This window comes from Candidatus Thiodiazotropha sp. AKIB8, from assembly GCF_058244675.1.
Genome location: NZ_JBSYOO010000053.1, coordinates 14770 through 29528, shown reverse-complemented (window position 1 = coordinate 29528; position 14759 = coordinate 14770). Strand labels below are relative to the sequence as shown.

At 44.1% G+C, this 14759-nt stretch carries 17 protein-coding genes; 8 read left to right on the top strand and 9 right to left on the bottom strand.

The annotated features are described in order from the left end of the window. The first annotated feature begins 108 nt into the window (after window positions 1–108). Entirely contained in the window at window positions 109–1506 is a 1398-nt protein-coding gene (locus AC4IFB_RS19770; protein ID WP_490778979.1) for a response regulator, read from the top strand. Here AC4IFB_RS19770 and AC4IFB_RS19765 read toward each other — a convergent pair. From AC4IFB_RS19765 to AC4IFB_RS19740, 6 genes are all read right to left on the bottom strand, one after another. Beyond that, window positions 1503–1886, bottom strand: a complete 384-nt coding sequence (locus AC4IFB_RS19765) for a nuclear transport factor 2 family protein (RefSeq protein WP_490781085.1) — start codon at window positions 1884–1886, stop codon at window positions 1503–1505. The two genes, AC4IFB_RS19770 and AC4IFB_RS19765, sit on opposite strands and share 4 nt — an antisense overlap. A gap of 265 nt (window positions 1887–2151) precedes the next feature. Further along, window positions 2152–2361 (bottom strand): cold-shock protein, encoded by a 210-nt coding sequence (locus AC4IFB_RS19760; RefSeq protein WP_490778981.1) that lies wholly within the window; start codon window positions 2359–2361, stop codon window positions 2152–2154. Window positions 2362–2703: 342 nt separating this feature from the next. Next, window positions 2704–2949 (bottom strand): RNA recognition motif domain-containing protein, encoded by a 246-nt coding sequence (locus tag AC4IFB_RS19755; RefSeq protein ID WP_490778982.1) that lies wholly within the window; start codon window positions 2947–2949, stop codon window positions 2704–2706. A gap of 35 nt (window positions 2950–2984) precedes the next feature. Next, window positions 2985–3248: a DUF5062 family protein gene (locus tag AC4IFB_RS19750; RefSeq protein ID WP_490778983.1), complete on the bottom strand. Its 264-nt coding sequence runs from the start codon at window positions 3246–3248 to the stop codon at window positions 2985–2987. Window positions 3249–3464: 216 nt separating this feature from the next. Next, window positions 3465–4505, bottom strand: a complete 1041-nt coding sequence (locus tag AC4IFB_RS19745) for a hypothetical protein (RefSeq protein WP_490781084.1) — start codon at window positions 4503–4505, stop codon at window positions 3465–3467. A 373-nt stretch (window positions 4506–4878) separates the two neighbouring features. Next, window positions 4879–5316, bottom strand: coding sequence for a papain-like cysteine protease family protein (locus AC4IFB_RS19740; RefSeq protein ID WP_490778985.1), 438 nt, complete (start codon window positions 5314–5316; stop codon window positions 4879–4881). A 264-nt stretch (window positions 5317–5580) separates the two neighbouring features. Here AC4IFB_RS19740 and AC4IFB_RS19735 point away from each other — a divergent pair, with 264 nt between their 5' ends. Continuing rightward, window positions 5581–6177: a hypothetical protein gene (locus tag AC4IFB_RS19735; RefSeq protein ID WP_490778986.1), complete on the top strand. Its 597-nt coding sequence runs from the start codon at window positions 5581–5583 to the stop codon at window positions 6175–6177. A gap of 648 nt (window positions 6178–6825) precedes the next feature. On the opposite strand, the gene AC4IFB_RS19730 is transcribed toward AC4IFB_RS19735, so the two are convergent. Both AC4IFB_RS19730 and AC4IFB_RS19725 read right to left on the bottom strand, forming a co-directional pair. Next, window positions 6826–7791 carry an oxygen-binding di-iron domain-containing protein gene (locus tag AC4IFB_RS19730; protein ID WP_490778987.1) on the bottom strand — a complete coding sequence of 322 codons (966 nt, stop codon included), beginning with the start codon at window positions 7789–7791 and terminating at the stop codon, window positions 6826–6828. Between the two features lie 14 nt (window positions 7792–7805). Beyond that, window positions 7806–8174 (bottom strand): roadblock/LC7 domain-containing protein, encoded by a 369-nt coding sequence (locus tag AC4IFB_RS19725; protein ID WP_490778988.1) that lies wholly within the window; start codon window positions 8172–8174, stop codon window positions 7806–7808. Between the two features lie 272 nt (window positions 8175–8446). Between AC4IFB_RS19725 and AC4IFB_RS19720 the strand changes: the two genes are divergently transcribed. The 3 genes from AC4IFB_RS19720 (at window position 8447) to AC4IFB_RS19710 (ending at window position 11301) form a co-directional block, all read left to right on the top strand. Next, on the top strand, window positions 8447–9802 hold the full coding sequence (locus AC4IFB_RS19720) for a hypothetical protein (RefSeq protein WP_490781083.1): 1356 nt from the start codon (window positions 8447–8449) through the stop codon (window positions 9800–9802). A 135-nt stretch (window positions 9803–9937) separates the two neighbouring features. Next, window positions 9938–10633 carry a type IV pilus assembly protein FimV gene (locus AC4IFB_RS19715; RefSeq protein WP_490778990.1) on the top strand — a complete coding sequence of 232 codons (696 nt, stop codon included), beginning with the start codon at window positions 9938–9940 and terminating at the stop codon, window positions 10631–10633. Window positions 10634–10668: 35 nt separating this feature from the next. Beyond that, complete coding sequence (locus AC4IFB_RS19710) at window positions 10669–11301, top strand: hypothetical protein (RefSeq protein WP_490778991.1); 633 nt, start codon at window positions 10669–10671, stop codon at window positions 11299–11301. A gap of 142 nt (window positions 11302–11443) precedes the next feature. On the opposite strand, the gene AC4IFB_RS19705 is transcribed toward AC4IFB_RS19710, so the two are convergent. Next, on the bottom strand, window positions 11444–12532 hold the full coding sequence (locus tag AC4IFB_RS19705; RefSeq protein ID WP_490781082.1) for a hypothetical protein: 1089 nt from the start codon (window positions 12530–12532) through the stop codon (window positions 11444–11446). Window positions 12533–12848: 316 nt separating this feature from the next. Between AC4IFB_RS19705 and AC4IFB_RS19700 the strand changes: the two genes are divergently transcribed. The 3 genes from AC4IFB_RS19700 to AC4IFB_RS19690 all read left to right on the top strand — a co-directional run bounded on the left by AC4IFB_RS19700 (window position 12849) and on the right by AC4IFB_RS19690 (window position 14756). Further along, a complete protein-coding gene (locus AC4IFB_RS19700; RefSeq protein WP_490781081.1) occupies window positions 12849–13295 on the top strand; it encodes an Hsp20/alpha crystallin family protein in 447 nt (148 codons plus the stop codon). Window positions 13296–13314: 19 nt separating this feature from the next. Next, on the top strand, window positions 13315–13698 hold the full coding sequence (locus tag AC4IFB_RS19695; protein WP_490781080.1) for an Hsp20/alpha crystallin family protein: 384 nt from the start codon (window positions 13315–13317) through the stop codon (window positions 13696–13698). A gap of 131 nt (window positions 13699–13829) precedes the next feature. Then, the gene (locus AC4IFB_RS19690; RefSeq protein WP_490781079.1) at window positions 13830–14756 is read left to right on the top strand and encodes an ABC transporter ATP-binding protein; all 927 of its coding nucleotides are present in this window, start codon (window positions 13830–13832) and stop codon (window positions 14754–14756) included. The last annotated feature ends 3 nt before the right edge of the window (window positions 14757–14759 follow it).

The following is a 14759-nucleotide window of genomic DNA, read 5'->3' as shown; positions in this document are numbered from 1 at the left end:
TATAGTTTAGTTACGAGTCCTAGGTCAAAGCCTCGGGCCGATATAAGGATTATCATGTAGTTCGCTGAAATAGCATACATAGAAACAACAGGGGAAAAGGTTGGCGCCGTGACTGGAACAGCAACTAAAAAAGCGCTCATCGTAGATGACTCGAAAACAGCACGTCAGGTACTTTCGGGTAAACTCAAAAAGTTTGGCATCACCGTAGACACGAGAGAGTCTGCTGCAGCTGCTATCGACTATCTCTACGAAAATGCTCCGGACGCCATATTTATGGATTTTGAGATGCCGGGTATGGATGGATTTCAGGCACTGAAAGTCATTAAATCCAACCCTAATACTGCGGTTATACCGGTAATGATGTATACCTCAAAAGCTGGTGGTCTTGAATTGAGCCAGGCCCGTGCACTTGGCGCTATCGGTGTGCTTCCCAAGCAGCTTGAATCCCAGGATTTTGAAGGTGTGCTTAACTCCCTGCATCTAATGCCAGAGCAGGAATCCCTGGTCCATGGTTTCAAAAATGAAGGCATGGAAACCGTCCGACAAGTATATCGTCCAGACAATGTTCACCCTATTTCAGAGCATGAACGTCACAAGCCAGCCATCGTTGAAACAGTCAGTATGCCGCTGGATGACTTCCAGGAGAGCCTCTCTGCGCAGGAGTCGTTGAAACGATTCTTGCGTAAAGAGCAGAATATGGCCGAAGAGCGATTGCAAACGCAGCTGGATAAGAGATTTGCTGAGTTACGCGGCGAAATGTATGAGCTTGAAGCCTTGCAGGAGGAGCAGAACGCTGGTGGATGGAGAACCTTTGTTATAGGCATGCTTGGTGGTGTCGTTGCTCTGGCAGGTATAACCCTGGGTTACTTCGCCATGGATGGTTCAGAGTCGATAGCTATGGGTAAGGCTCAATCTGAGCAAGAGGGGGAGCTTATGGCAATGCTCTCAGATCAAAATGAGCAGATTGAGCTTTTGACTCAACAGTTGAATGCAACTGCGGAGAACCAGGCAGGCGAGATAGAAACGGCGTTGCCATTGAAACTTATCGAGTGGGCTGCAAATCAGAGCACAGAGTTTAGCTATGGCGAACAGCCTTTCAATGACGAAAAAGCACTCTGGTTGTCAGAACTGGTTGCTCAACTTAAAGATTCAGGATTCAGGGGAACCATTGAGTTGCGGGCAAATCATGGTAATTTTTGTCTGCAAAAGGGAGTCTCGGATGGTCTAAAGTTAGCCGAAAAGGATATGGATATAAATAATTGCCAGTTTGCCGTTGACCACCGAGGTAGCAACGACTGGTTGAACGATCAGTCTGTTGCATTTGCCAACTATATCAATGTTGAGTTAGCCAGAAGTGGCGGTGAGTTAGAGATTATTCTGTTCAGCAATGGTTTTGATGAGCCACTGATGCCCTATCCCTCACTGTATGAGGTCAATAATGCGGGGGATTGGAATGTTGTTGCTGCTCAGAATCAACGTGTGCAGGTAAATCTCTATAGCAATTAGTACATTGTATTTCCGTTTTTTGACTCTGCAGGTATGGCTTGAATAGAGTCCCAATGCTCGACAATTTTTCCAACATCATCAAAGCGAAAGAAGTCCATTGTCACGTATTGCTCTTCACCCGGCCATATCTGAAGGGTATGCAGTGCTACTAAATCACCCTGAGCAATGGCCCTGATAAACTCAATGCTCTTATCAGGATAGTCTCTGGCCATTTCATCAAAATAATCTATGAATGCCTGTTTTCCATCACCAACCAGTGGGTTGTGTTGAATATATTCATCACCAACAAAAAGTTCTACTGCCTTGGCTGGGTTGCCCATATAGGCAGTTCTATAAAAGTTTATAGCATTGCTTTTATTAATCGCTAAATTATTAACCATTGTGTAGTCTGCCGAAAAATATAACGAGGTTAATGTGGTTTTCTAGTAGTGATGAAAAGAGTGGATTAGGGTTATTTTTTTAAATAATAGCCAATTATTAAGCATTGACCATATTTTGATTGAAGTCGGATCTATTGTTAAGTTGATGCCAAATTATTGTTACAAGAGTTTTTTCCACTAAGTTTGCGCGAAACCTCTGAAAATGACCTGCGCAAAAAAAAGGCAAGCCAAAAAGGCCTGCCTTTCTTATAGAAATCAACGGTTGTTAAACCGGTACGATATTCTCGGCCTGAGGTCCCTTTTGGCCCTGAGTTACAGAGAATTCAACAGCCTGTCCTTCAACAAGAGTTTTGAAGCCAGAGCCTGTAATTGCACTGAAATGTGCGAAAACATCTGGGCCAGATTGTTGCTCGATAAAACCGAAACCTTTTGATTCATTGAACCATTTTACGGTGCCAGTAATTGTATTAGACATATAATATTATCCTGTAGAATAAATAAAAGTGTACCTACTTGTAGGTATGTATAGCGGAAATAAAGACTGGAATTTAAAACTGCAGGACGAAGTATTACGAGAATGCATCGGATGGAGATTATAAATAGAGACTTACTTTCTTGCTGTCGACAACGTATAGCAAACGGAGGTTGATGTCAAATCGAAAGAAAATTTAGAGTAAGAGGGATATGTGAGGTATATATAGATTTTAAAGGAACATATTTTATTCGAGGTGGTATATATATTAGACTAGCTAAATTGTTGATTTTAATGATGCTTTTAATGTAGTAAAACCAGCTTTAAAAGATGTGATAAATCCACTTATTCTTCGATAGTTGCTTTTTTAACGCGTATTTTTTGGTCATGTATTTCAGTGGCATTCAGTTTTTTGATTGCTGCTTTAGCTTCTCCAGCACGGGGCATTTCAACAAAACCAAAGCCTTTTGATGCTCCTGTTTTCTTATCCTGTATGATCGTACAGGATTGTACTGAGCCACACTCTTTGAACAAGGGTAGTAGTTCCGCTTCAGTCAGATCCCTTGGTAAATTCCGCACAATGATTTTCATTTTCTATCTATAGCCTAAGGTATTAGTCGAGATTTTTAATCCGAGAGCAGTGGGTGATCTTTGGGTAGCTGCTTTGAGTACCAAATTGCCAATTTGTGTTTCACTGCTTGTTGAGAGACTTGGTCTTCTGGAAGTGCTTGAACGATTTTGTCGTGAACCAGTAATCTATAGATATATAGCATCTTTTCACTTGCTGAATCAGTAGGTTCGAAAACCGCAGCACCACGTTTTTCGGCATATCTTATACCAAAAAGAAGGGCTTCTTTGGCTAATTCAGCTTCATGTTTTAGCTTTTTCATGTTTTGTTCTTCTCTTCAGGGTCTTCCCCTATACATTAACAGCACTACAGATTATTGACCACTTATTGGGCGTTTGAATAGATTATTGATCTCCTCATCTGTAGTGAAATTTATAATAGAATTACTGTCAGTTTGAAAAAATGAGTTGGTAGGCAGAGCTCTCTGATATCGTACTACTGGTGCGAGAGATAAGGCCAGGATCAAGGGAGTGTGATCTCAGATACTATAAAGAACTTCTCGTTGATCGTTTATCTCGTTGTTATCGACATACATTAATTGGTGGTCAATCAAAATTTTATATGCCAGGTTAACCTCTTTTGCAGAGAGGATTTCAAAAGCATTGATTGACTCCGGCCATGACCGTGTCCATCGTAGTGAAGTTTGTCCTGCAGGTTTAAAGGTCGCTATATCAAGTAGGCTTTTTAGCTGTTCCAAGCTTTTCGAACCTAGCCAGTTGAGCAGGGGGGGAAGCATACGCCTTGGTTCATTCTCTATATATCCGAAATCGAAGATAGATACTAATTCAGGATAACGAGCAGCCAACATACGAAACATATGTTGTATCAAAGCAATGGCCAAGATTTTCATCTGCACGCGACGTTGACGACCTGAAGGGAGGCGCTGTATCAATTTATAGGCATGCAGAACTGAACGAAGGTCGTGAGATAGAAAGCGCTGTAGAAACTGGGACTCCATGACAGCTTCACTTTCCAAATCGAGGTAAGGGGTATCTATTCCCTCCCGGAAAAAGAGCTGTTCAGCAAGTATCACCGGATCGCTAACATAGAACAGAGTATGACATTTTAGCTCTCGTATTAAGGCTTCTGTAGCAAGTAAGCCGTGGCTCTCTTTAAGAATGAGTAGAGGGTTACGAGACGTTTTATTCTCCATTAAAATTTCAGTGTAGTTGGTTTCTTTTAGATTCCTTTCAGCATAAATCCGATAGATGCGGTTTAACGGGTGGTCTGTTGATAGTTCTTTCTGATAAGGGATGGCCAGACGGTCACCTTGATTAGATAGGAAAAGTTTGGGTTCAAACTTTTTCAGCGGATGGTGGATTTGCTGACTGTCGGGTAGTGCTTGTGACAAAAGCTGCGTCAAATGATTGATACCAGGACCATTAACACCTGTGATCAAGTTAATGTCTCCACCATTTCCCATGTAGCCTGCATGAGGCATATATTTTTGGTTGATGCGTTTTTTCCACATCAACTGACTGAAAAACATGCGTTTATTTTGTCTGGGAATCTTCTTCATCAGGGATCTCAATGGCTGCCGCATCGTCCCTGAACGTACGAAAATGGAAAATACACTTATAAGTAATAACTTATGGAACAGATAGGTGATGTGAAATTGGTCGCAATTTACCACTGCGCCCATATCATTAGCCAGGTGCTGAAAGGGGACAATCATTGCCTGCACCCCAAGGACACTTCCTGCGGGGCGTGAGCCGTGCCTTGATCAAGTGCAGGCTTGAAACCCTGAAGACGACATACTTAGTCGTCGGGTTAATCGAATGCCCTTGCTCTGTGTTGTGGCTCTTGAGAAGGGAGCAACCTGTTCTGGGAGCCACGCCTCGAGAGACGTTTTTCTGGCACAGCAGCGCGTATTGGGTTAGTGTTAACAGGCTCTAGGCTTTATACATCATGCAGTTTTGCACATGGTTATCAAGCTTTTGATTAAACCAGGCTAAAGTTTCAGTACGCTTGCCTTTGGTGGGGTTTGGGTCATTGATGAATACATTTCCTTTATCGACACCGGTCAAAACGACAATGTGTGGTACTCCATCCCATCGCCCAGCACACCATATCGGACCATTATTTCTAAGAAATATTTCCAGTTGTTGTTCAGTTAGATTGGAAGCTGGTGATTTTATTGAGACCAGACCTTCAACTTGAGCAAGTTTTATAAAGTCATTTAAGTTAACGCCATTATTAGCCTTCCATTTTTCTGGTAGGCCTAAGCGAGGCCCTGCTTCACGATAATAGGCGACCATACAAACAGATGCATACCAGCAAGACATATTTGTTAGCTGCTTGACGAGGGGGACATTGAGTTTTATTCCCATCTGATTTGCTCCAGTGATTAAGTGTGTGCTTTTAGTGATGCGTATAATGTGACTATTCAGATATTGATGGTGTGTTAGGTTTATTAAGATCAAGTCAGGTTATTGTTTTATTCATAGTGCTTATCTAGTTTTAGTCTAACTTAGTATATTTGCAATTTATGTGTACTATTCACGATTGATTATTTAGCCTGCCCCCTTGTCTTTGGATAAAAACAGCAGTTAAATAAACAGTTGATCAGTTAAAACAAATGAGTAGACAAAGCCATGAACAATAAAATGATAGGAATTGATAAATTCACATTAATAGGCGTGATATTAGCTACTTTTCTCTACGGCTGTGGTGGATCGACAGGTGGAACGAAAGCAGAGGACAGTAGTACTAAGCAGGCTGTTACAGTAAGCAAATCAACCAGCACCTCTGCTGTCAGTGTATCCAAACGTATCGCCTATGCTGCAGGCTCCGGTGTGCCAGATAAAGTCAAAGCGGAGTGCGTGATAGACACTCAACTACCTGAATATATAGGATCATTTGCCAGTGCTAGCGACATAACGGTAGTCAAGAAAGATGGTGCTGTCAGTAGTAAGGATAAGGGGCGGGTCTTGGCTTTAGAGATCAGCAATGTGATTGGTTCAGGTGGTGGTGCCTGGAGTGGGTCAAAATCAGTTGCTGTTACTGGAGAGCTTTTTGAGAACGGTAAGAAGATTGGTAGTTTTAATGGTCGCCGCAGTTCTGGAGGTGGGATGTTTGGTGCATACAAGGGAACCTGCTCTATTCTGGATCGTTGTGTGAAGGCTTTGGGTAAAGATATTGCAATTTGGCTTATCGATCCATCAATGGATGACCGTATCGGAGAACTTTAATAACTTTTCCTGGTAATACGGTAAGTACAAAACAGCCCGCCCTGTAGGTGGGCTGTTTTGTTTCAATGATATGACCAATTGCGTATAAGAGCGATTCAAATAGTATATAAAATCACTGCTGTAAGGAACTTGCCGTTACTGCGCAAGCAGCTATAAATGCATCTTTCCTCAACGGGAGAGGGTGCGCGTTAACCATTTGATAGATTGAAAAGTAGTCCGCACTAGCCAATCAATTCTTGCGATTACGATAAATGATGCAAATGAATGCTTCCTCTCCCACAGGAATGTGTTGTAAAAGCAAGCTGTGAATATTTCAAAGCAGACCTTGAGCGCAAGAGAACGCAAGTTTTTGTGTGTTTAAGCCCTTGATGGTGGGGCATGGCCCCACCCTACGGCTGCCCCATTAAATTTGATGATTAATGTGTGCTTTCCTCTGGGTGTTTTAGAGCTGATGGAGCAGCAGTGAAGTATAATTTCTAGTATTCAGGTGAGCTGGAAGTTCGGCCTGTTTACACTAATCCTGTTCTTAATGAGTCGGCGCTTAATTTGACTCATGCCTCGATATCTCATGTGAAGTATCAAGAAGCTCTATTATTGTTAAGGTAAGCAAAGCTTTTTTAGGTCATTACCTGGTATCAGATATCAGTGTCAATCACGGAACCTATTGGTAAAGGCGCCTTTCAAGCGCTGCCCCCAGCTCTTGGGAGGTTGGCGCTCGTTGGTTGTTGATGCTTCATCAGTAGCGGCTACTGTTTCGCTATTTGTCTCCTCGTTAACGACTGCTGCTTTCTCACTATTCGGTATTTTAGCGGCTATTTTGACAGAGTCGTCCGGGGCATGTTTCGCTGGTGTGGAGGAGGTACCTGGAATTCTGTAGTTGTCCTTTAAAATCTCGACTGCACCGGGTAAATCAGCAATCCAGTCGATAAATCGTTTGGATGTTTCACGATCGGGAAAAATGGCCCCATGCTGGGGAACAATTCGCTCTATATCCAGCTCTCTAACCATCTTGGCCCAACACTGATTGGCTTGAGCGGATGGCATATATCGAAGGTGGAAGCCCTCCATGTAGGCAATATGGGCCTCAAAATCTGTTACCACACTATAGTCCAGTCCAATCGATGCGCCTAAATCACCAGAGAAGAGTGTTTTTGATGCAGGATCATAGACTTGAAAATTCCCTGCTGAGTGGAGGAAGTGTGCGGGTAGGATAATCAATTCGGTATTACCTAGCTGCAGGCGCATGCCTTCATCCGGTATGCCGTGCAGGCGAGGTAGCAGCAGCTCATCAATACCAAAGTGAGGAATGAATCGTACCCAGAGTTTGGAGATAAGTGCGTCTGCCTCTGTCAACATCAGCCAGGCATTCGCTGCAGCGATAATGTCAGGATCCTGATGTGAAAAAAACAGGTATTTCAAGTTGCTGATCGGTATCAATGAAGAGACTTCATTAATTACCTCGTAGTGTACCTTGTGTCCACCTGGGTCAAGTAAAATAGCTTCATTACCATTTCTGATAACAACTTGATTAGTTGGTACCATCTCACCCTGTCCAAAGCCTTCCAGCAGGATATAGGAGTGTCCATCTTTATCGAAGAGATTGGTTGAGCCCATGCATCTCTCCCTGATCAGTTTGAGACAAGCGCTACAATTTTCTCAACTGCCTTAGGACCTTCCAGTCGAATTAGACCCAGATTTGCTCTGCGAGGTGCACGTAAAGCTAGTGTGGCGGCATTTCCAGCCATATAGATGACCAGTGTTTCACTACTGCCTTCTATAAGGATGTCGTGCATATCACCAAGATCTGCTGTCTTTGTGATCCGGCTACCTAGCCCTACAGCGGATGCACCCATGGCGGCGATTCGAGCAGCTTCCTCTTCGGGGAAATCCGTCGCTATTGAAAGACCATCTATTGATGAAATCATTACGCCTGTAATATCGGGTACATTTTCTCTTAATTGTTGAATGACTCCCGCAAAATCTTCCTGTTTTCCCATTTAAATTCTTCCTTTTAATATGTATCTTTGATGATCAGTGTGATTATTGTTTGATGTGTCCGGTTTTATAGATTATCTATAAAGTCTACTATTACCCAGGACTTTACTAAGACTGAAGAATTAACTCAATATTGTGAGGACTAGTTCATTTCAGTAATCTGAAATCTATCATATTTGTCATCAGCAGTGACAATTTCATTTTTAATTGGTAGGCTGATAGTGATATGTAGGAAGTAAGTGTCAAGGAGGAGAGGCGCGGTGCGTTTCACATTATGGCTCCATACAGAATAACAGAAGTCGGTTTCGATCAACGCGAAGCGGTTTTTTTACGTACCACTATTGAGATGGCTTCCAGCTACGAAGTCGCAGAGTGGTTATGGGTTGGGGGCAGGGATGCTGATGTCATACTTGTAAATACAGACCGGGAAGAGTTCGCGGCAGAGTTCATTTCTGATAAATCTTCGTCAAGTAATTTTAGAACCATTCTAATTGGCTGTTCCTCTAACGACAAAATGCGAGACTCTTTTTCCTATACCCTGAAAAAGCCAATTTCCTACTCAGTGATTACAACTTTATTACTTGAGCTTGAGATCGAGCTGGCGCTAAGTGCAGTAGAGGAGACATCCTCCCCTATTACTGAAGAGGAAGAGGAGATCGGTCAAGAGGAGGGCGCTACTCTCTCTCTAAATAAGCAGATGTTTATTGGGGAAGGATCGCAACCTGAAATTGGTCATGTTTCGACCTCGCTTCCTATTGGTGATGATCAACTCCAGAGCACTCCTCACATCCCTGTCGATGAGGATAGTGACTATGATGTATATGATCTCTTAATGGATTCGGAATTCGATCATTTCCAGTCAGAAGGTTCAAAAAAACCAAGTAGCACTCCTCAACAAGTTAAAGACAAGCAGAGTGAAAAAACCGGGAAATCCCGCTGGATAGAGGTATACAGGAAAATGAGTCGTCCTCCGAGACGGTTTCATGAAAATAAGTATTTTCTTGGATTAATCAGAAAGCTGGTTTTAGTAGGAGATCCAACTGAAATAAGCCATTTCATTTACCCATCTGTCAGAATATATCCAGACCAACAGATCTTTGCTCATAAATCCTGCTATGGACTATCTCCTGAGTTATTCTCTGCGAGGGCTTTTGGATTTTCGAATCATGAACTTATCAAGCCTGATGAGCAGGTGCCTCCAGAAGGCTGGGATGCTCGACCACTGTGGTTGCTCTTCTATCTTGCAGCACTCTATGGATCTGGGGGAAGGCTGATGGAGAATAACACGACAGAGGATAGACTGAGCCTGACTTCAGAGCCGGATTTTGAGGTTGTTCCCCATGATCTGGACTATAGAAAAATAGCTGAGTACATGATGACCAATGAGTCGCAAGATATCCAGAAAATTGCCGATGGTGCAGGGGTTAACGTCAAGACCGTAATAGATTTCTGTAACGCATGCCAAGAGATAGATTTAATTGACCGCACACCTTCTGCCCATTCTGAAGCTGAACTCTCTACAGAAATCTCAGTAAATGAGACACCGAAAGTCTTAATGTTTGGTAAAGCAGAGGTTGTAAAAAAGGGTATGCTCAATAGTTTTATATCAAAACTAAAAGATGCAGGATAAGACCCGGATAGTTCACTATTACATTATTAAACGGTTTCTAAATTATAGTCAGTGTCAACGGGCTTTATGTATCAACAGATAGTAAGAAAAGTAAGCAATGCGAATTTAGCGGCGGATGATTCACTAGACCAAAGCATGGATCACCTTGTTGAGCCCTCTCTGCTTCCGCAATCAAGCCAACTACTACCGGTTTTTCCCACAGTAGAGGGGGGTAATAGATTTTCTACATACCTTATAAAAAAGGTAAGGAGAAATCCCAGGGATTTACGTGCCCACGTTCAACGGACTCTGCTCTATCTTTCCATGGGCGATTCAGATGCTATATATGCGGCGTTAATTGACCTGTTTCTTATTCTGGGTAATCGCGGTTTGCATATAAGAAAGAACCTGCTTAGACAGGCATTGCCATCACTAAAAGAGAAGCAAGTGCGGTTTCTTTTGGTTCATTTGTCCCGTGGTCTGGATTCAAATATCTCCTTGCCGAAGAATACGGTATCGAGTTTATCCATAGGTCGCTCGGGACTCACTCAAATTGTAAGGCGGACAGCATCAGATTCTGGCGATTCAGATGCCAGCCCACTTGAACAGGCTGTGGAAATCCTCAAACAGAATGACTGGCTCACTGCAATGGTCATTCTTGAAAATGCCTTACATCATGACCCTGGCGATGAGGCTGTTTGCCGTGAACTGCTATCCCTCTATAGACAGCAGCAAACGCGCGAGGCCTTTTATAAAACCTACATGGGGCTTATTGGCAGAAGCCTTGCTTTACCGGAATTGTGGCTTGATACAGAGAAATTCTTTCTCGATTCAATGTCCTTGACTAACTAGGGCCTGTTAACTGGATTAGGTAGTGAACAATAACCATGTCTGAATATGAATTAGTTGAAGAGTTCTATCTGCTACCAACCTCGGCAGGTGCTTTCTATGCGGTTTCAGGCCGCGAGGATGAACCGGTCAGGCGGCTGATGTTAATTTTGTTAAAGCAGGAGCGAAGTCTAAAGGTAAATGCAGAAAGCCTTTGTGAGTGGTTAGAGCTCAGCGATGAACAGGAGGCACTGGCAATCCTGCATCGTGCTCAAACACTCTCAATGGTTCAAGGTTTTAGAGAACCCCAGGAAGTATCAGAGTCTGGTGTCGGTCAGAAATTGACAAATATACTTCCCTGCTTGTCATCAATAGGTAAAGGTCTTCTGGTTGATTGGAATGGCCTTTCACTAGTCCATAGTGGGCTGGATGCAAATGCTGCTGACATACTCTCAGCCCTCAGCGCTGATCTGATCTCAGTGCAAACGCGTCACGCAGAACGGTTGTCTGAAAGCTTTGGGCTGGGTGCCCAGGGATGGGCTGCTGTGGATGCATATGGATCCAGCCGAGTAGGTGCATGGCCGCTATATGTCGGTAATGAACAGTTTTTGCTGGTGCTGCTTGGAGAGCCAAGATTGAACCAGCCTGAATTTATATCACTGGTTTGGATTCTGGTTAATCGATATAGCTAGTGGTTTTACTATCCACTTCATCGATAATTTACAGATGATATTTATACAGTCGATAGATTATTTTATCTCAATAACTCTCTAAGTTAGAATGGTGAGCCTGTTTCTACTGTTTTTTAATTGGGTTGCGGTAAACAGAAAATATTCAGGCCTCCTGGTTTACAACGGTATGCGTCAACGGTGTCGCAAGTGCAATGCCATGCCTGTCTGCTGTCTGCCAGATGATCTCCCGGAAGTGCTGACGAAGTTTGATCAGATTTCGTACATCCTTGGTGTAATAGTAGATCGCCCACTCAATAGCATGGTCAGCGGTATCATTGACCCGAACTTCAAGCTCATACTGCTTCTCAATATTGATGTCAGCGCTTTGTGTTATCTCCTCATAAGCCTCGTCGAACATCTCGCGCACCTTGCCAGCTTCCACGTCGTAACCAATCTTAAAGACCATTTTTTCACGTAACCCCTTGGCCGATGCGAATTTTGAAAGATTGTGGATTGTATAATCCCTAAATTTCGCATTCTTCAGCATAATGCGATGGTTGTTAACCAGGTTGAGGATCTCTGTATGGAACATCTTGGTCTTGTAGACCACGCCGATATAGTGTGTACCTTCAGTAATCTCAATCACATCCCCCTCTTCAGCCATGCCACTGTTGAGGATGATCAGGCCACTGAAAATGTCCGGTGCCCATGCGTTGTGAGTCAGTGCTAGAAAGACACCGATAAAGCCGATCACGCCCCCTGCTTCCAGCAGGCCGTTAAAGCCGAGAATCTGTACCACTGAAATTAATACAATGATGGAGATAAAGATTCCAGATAAGAGGGTCAACAGGCGGCTGTTGTAGGTCTCGACACTCTTTTTGACGCCATTGACCTCCCGTGATTTACCGAATTTGCGGCGTGCAATATAGCCGATGATGTGTGCGAAGAGATAACCCAGATAGATAACCACAAAGACAGATAGCAGTTTCAGGCCAATACCTCTCTCCCCTGTCGGCAGATAGAGGTGGTAGTAGCCGAATGAGAGAATAATCAACAGATTCAAGGCGCGGAAGACATGTACCCGATTGAGGCTGCGGTTTGTGCTGACATTATCGTGATAGATGAGCTCGATGATTCGTCTGGCAAAAATCATCAGCACAATATTAACCGTGATAACAACGAAGTCGAGCAGGCCCAGGCGAGTAAGTAAATCGGCATAGTTACCGATCACACCTCTGAATAGTTCAACCATTGTATCCATAATCAAGCCCAGGAAAGTGAAGAGAGTTCCGCAGGGGGAAGCATAGCTCTAGCCTGCATGATTGTCTCTGGAAAAATGTTGCTCTAAAAGTTTGCTCTGAATATGTGTTGATTGAACAAGAAGCAGGTAGATTGTCATAATAGATTGTATTTAAAGGATATTATGAGTAATGCGAATTCTTGAGTGAGAACAAGAATAGAGGGGAATGTATAAGGATTTACTCTCTCTTGAAATCAGAATACCCAATCCATATATAGCAGAATGGATAGACCTGTTAGATCTGTGAATTACATGAGGAGGTAATAAAATGTTCAGAAATATGAGCAACTATGAAAGCAGCCTGCTTGATGATTTCAGGCGCATGGAGCAGCAGCTCGACCGTATGTTTGGAGATGGTTACCTGCCGAATGGCATCCGTTCTGTGGCGCGAGGCGCCTATCCTCCAATCAATATCGGCATTACGGAGAATCGGGTTGTTGTCTATCTGTTCGCTGCTGGTATCGATCCCCAGTCCTTGGATATATCCATTCAAAAGAATCTATTGACGATTGATGGTGCGCGTCCATCGACTGCCGGTAAAGAGCCTACTGATTACTACCGCAATGAGCGTTTCAGTGGCAATTTTCACCGGGTGCTGACGCTGCCTGACGATGTCGACCCCGATAAGGTGGAGGCAAGCTATAGTGATGGCGTATTGAGGGTTACGATCCATCGACTTGAAGCGACTAAACCGAAGCAGATTGAAGTCAACTAAATATCTGGAGGGTAAGTCAATGACTATCAGTAAAGAGATCACTGAAACAAAACAGAATTCCCGGGAGCAGGAGCCTGCAATTCGTCCCCCTGTCGATATATTTGAGGATGATAACGTCATCACTCTGCTGATGGACATGCCGGGGGTAACCAAAGAGAGACTGAAGATAGAGATTGACAAGGATAATCTTTCCATTGAAGGCGAGGTGGCCATTCAGATGCCTGAAGGAATGGAGGCGCTCTATGCTGATGTCCGCTCCACTCGTTACCAGAGAAGTTTCTCCTTGAGCAATGAACTGGATGGAGAGAATGCGAATGCAAACCTGAAGGATGGCGTGTTGAGCCTGCAGATTCCAAAACGTGCGCAATACCAACCGCGAAAGATAGAAGTGCAGGTACATTGATCCATCCGCCAAGAGGGTGCTCCATTCGTGATGGGGTACCCTCAATCGGCTGAACTTTACTAGAGAAACAGAGTCAATCTGTTCGTTATTTTTAATGGAGAACCACAACATATAACTACAGGAGTCTTCAGATGATTCAAGTTGAAGATTTAATTCGAACCTATGGTGATTTTACTGCGATTGACAAGGTTTCCTTCGAGATCAAGCAGGGAGAGATCGTTGGCTTGCTGGGACACAACGGCGCAGGCAAAACCACCATAATGAAAATGCTCACCGGCTATCTTGAGCCCACAGCAGGCTCCATAGAGATAGATGGCCTGGATATCGCGAACAATCGCCGGGCAGTACAGCGGTGTATCGGTTACTTGCCGGAAAATGATCCCCTTTATCCTGAGATGACGGTTATCGACTATCTCGATTATGCTGCTGAACTTCATGGTGTGGTGGATGATGAACGTCTTGATAGCATATGGAGCGCCATAGAGCGAACCGGTCTTGTCGACAGAGCGGCAGATCGCATCGGAACGCTATCGCGAGGTTATCGTCAGCGGGTAGGGGTGGCCCAGGCGATCATCCATAATCCCCGCCTATTGATATTGGATGAGCCAACGAACGGTCTGGACCCAACCCAGGTACAGCAGATGCGTGAGTTGATCCGCTCACTGGCGGAACATGCCACAGTCATCCTATCCACCCATATCCTGCAGGAGGTCCAGGCGATCTGTGACCGGGTCATCATCATCCGCAACGGGCAAAAGGCGCTGGACGCCACCATGGATGAGTTGCGTGCCGGCAGGCGTTTGTTGATTTCAGTGGATGCGGAACCGGAAAGGGCGGTCAATCTGTTCAGTTCCCTGCAAGGTGTCAAAGCCGTGGAGAGACTCGATGGAACGGGTGTTGAACATCGTTATGCACTCGATCTGGAAAAGCAGGAGGCACTGCAGGAGACAGCCCCGGAAGTTGCCAGTCTGGCAGCGAATGAGGGGATGAAGCTCTATACCCTGCAGCCAGAGAGCCGCAACCTGGAAACCATTTTTGGCGAAATCTCTGCGCAGTAAGGG

What these genes read in the sequence shown, in the direction of transcription:
- AC4IFB_RS19695 (WP_490781080.1), top strand. Translation starts at nt 13,315, where the DNA reads ATGACTATCAGTAAAGAGATCACTGAAACAAAACAGAATTCCCGGGAG.
- AC4IFB_RS19760 (WP_490778981.1), bottom strand. Translation starts at nt 2,361, where the DNA reads ATGTCTAATACAATTACTGGCACCGTAAAATGGTTCAATGAATCAAAA.
- AC4IFB_RS19730 (WP_490778987.1), bottom strand. Translation starts at nt 7,791, where the DNA reads ATGGGCTCAACCAATCTCTTCGATAAAGATGGACACTCCTATATCCTG.
- AC4IFB_RS19745 (WP_490781084.1), bottom strand. Translation starts at nt 4,505, where the DNA reads ATGAAGAAGATTCCCAGACAAAATAAACGCATGTTTTTCAGTCAGTTG.
- AC4IFB_RS19740 (WP_490778985.1), bottom strand. Translation starts at nt 5,316, where the DNA reads ATGGGAATAAAACTCAATGTCCCCCTCGTCAAGCAGCTAACAAATATG.
- AC4IFB_RS19755 (WP_490778982.1), bottom strand. Translation starts at nt 2,949, where the DNA reads ATGAAAATCATTGTGCGGAATTTACCAAGGGATCTGACTGAAGCGGAA.
- AC4IFB_RS19705 (WP_490781082.1), bottom strand. Translation starts at nt 12,532, where the DNA reads ATGGTTGAACTATTCAGAGGTGTGATCGGTAACTATGCCGATTTACTT.
- AC4IFB_RS19715 (WP_490778990.1), top strand. Translation starts at nt 9,938, where the DNA reads ATGGATCACCTTGTTGAGCCCTCTCTGCTTCCGCAATCAAGCCAACTA.
- AC4IFB_RS19765 (WP_490781085.1), bottom strand. Translation starts at nt 1,886, where the DNA reads ATGGTTAATAATTTAGCGATTAATAAAAGCAATGCTATAAACTTTTAT.
- AC4IFB_RS19735 (WP_490778986.1), top strand. Translation starts at nt 5,581, where the DNA reads ATGAACAATAAAATGATAGGAATTGATAAATTCACATTAATAGGCGTG.
- AC4IFB_RS19700 (WP_490781081.1), top strand. Translation starts at nt 12,849, where the DNA reads ATGTTCAGAAATATGAGCAACTATGAAAGCAGCCTGCTTGATGATTTC.
- AC4IFB_RS19750 (WP_490778983.1), bottom strand. Translation starts at nt 3,248, where the DNA reads ATGAAAAAGCTAAAACATGAAGCTGAATTAGCCAAAGAAGCCCTTCTT.
- AC4IFB_RS19690 (WP_490781079.1), top strand. Translation starts at nt 13,830, where the DNA reads ATGATTCAAGTTGAAGATTTAATTCGAACCTATGGTGATTTTACTGCG.
- AC4IFB_RS19710 (WP_490778991.1), top strand. Translation starts at nt 10,669, where the DNA reads ATGTCTGAATATGAATTAGTTGAAGAGTTCTATCTGCTACCAACCTCG.
- AC4IFB_RS19725 (WP_490778988.1), bottom strand. Translation starts at nt 8,174, where the DNA reads ATGGGAAAACAGGAAGATTTTGCGGGAGTCATTCAACAATTAAGAGAA.
- AC4IFB_RS19720 (WP_490781083.1), top strand. Translation starts at nt 8,447, where the DNA reads ATGGCTCCATACAGAATAACAGAAGTCGGTTTCGATCAACGCGAAGCG.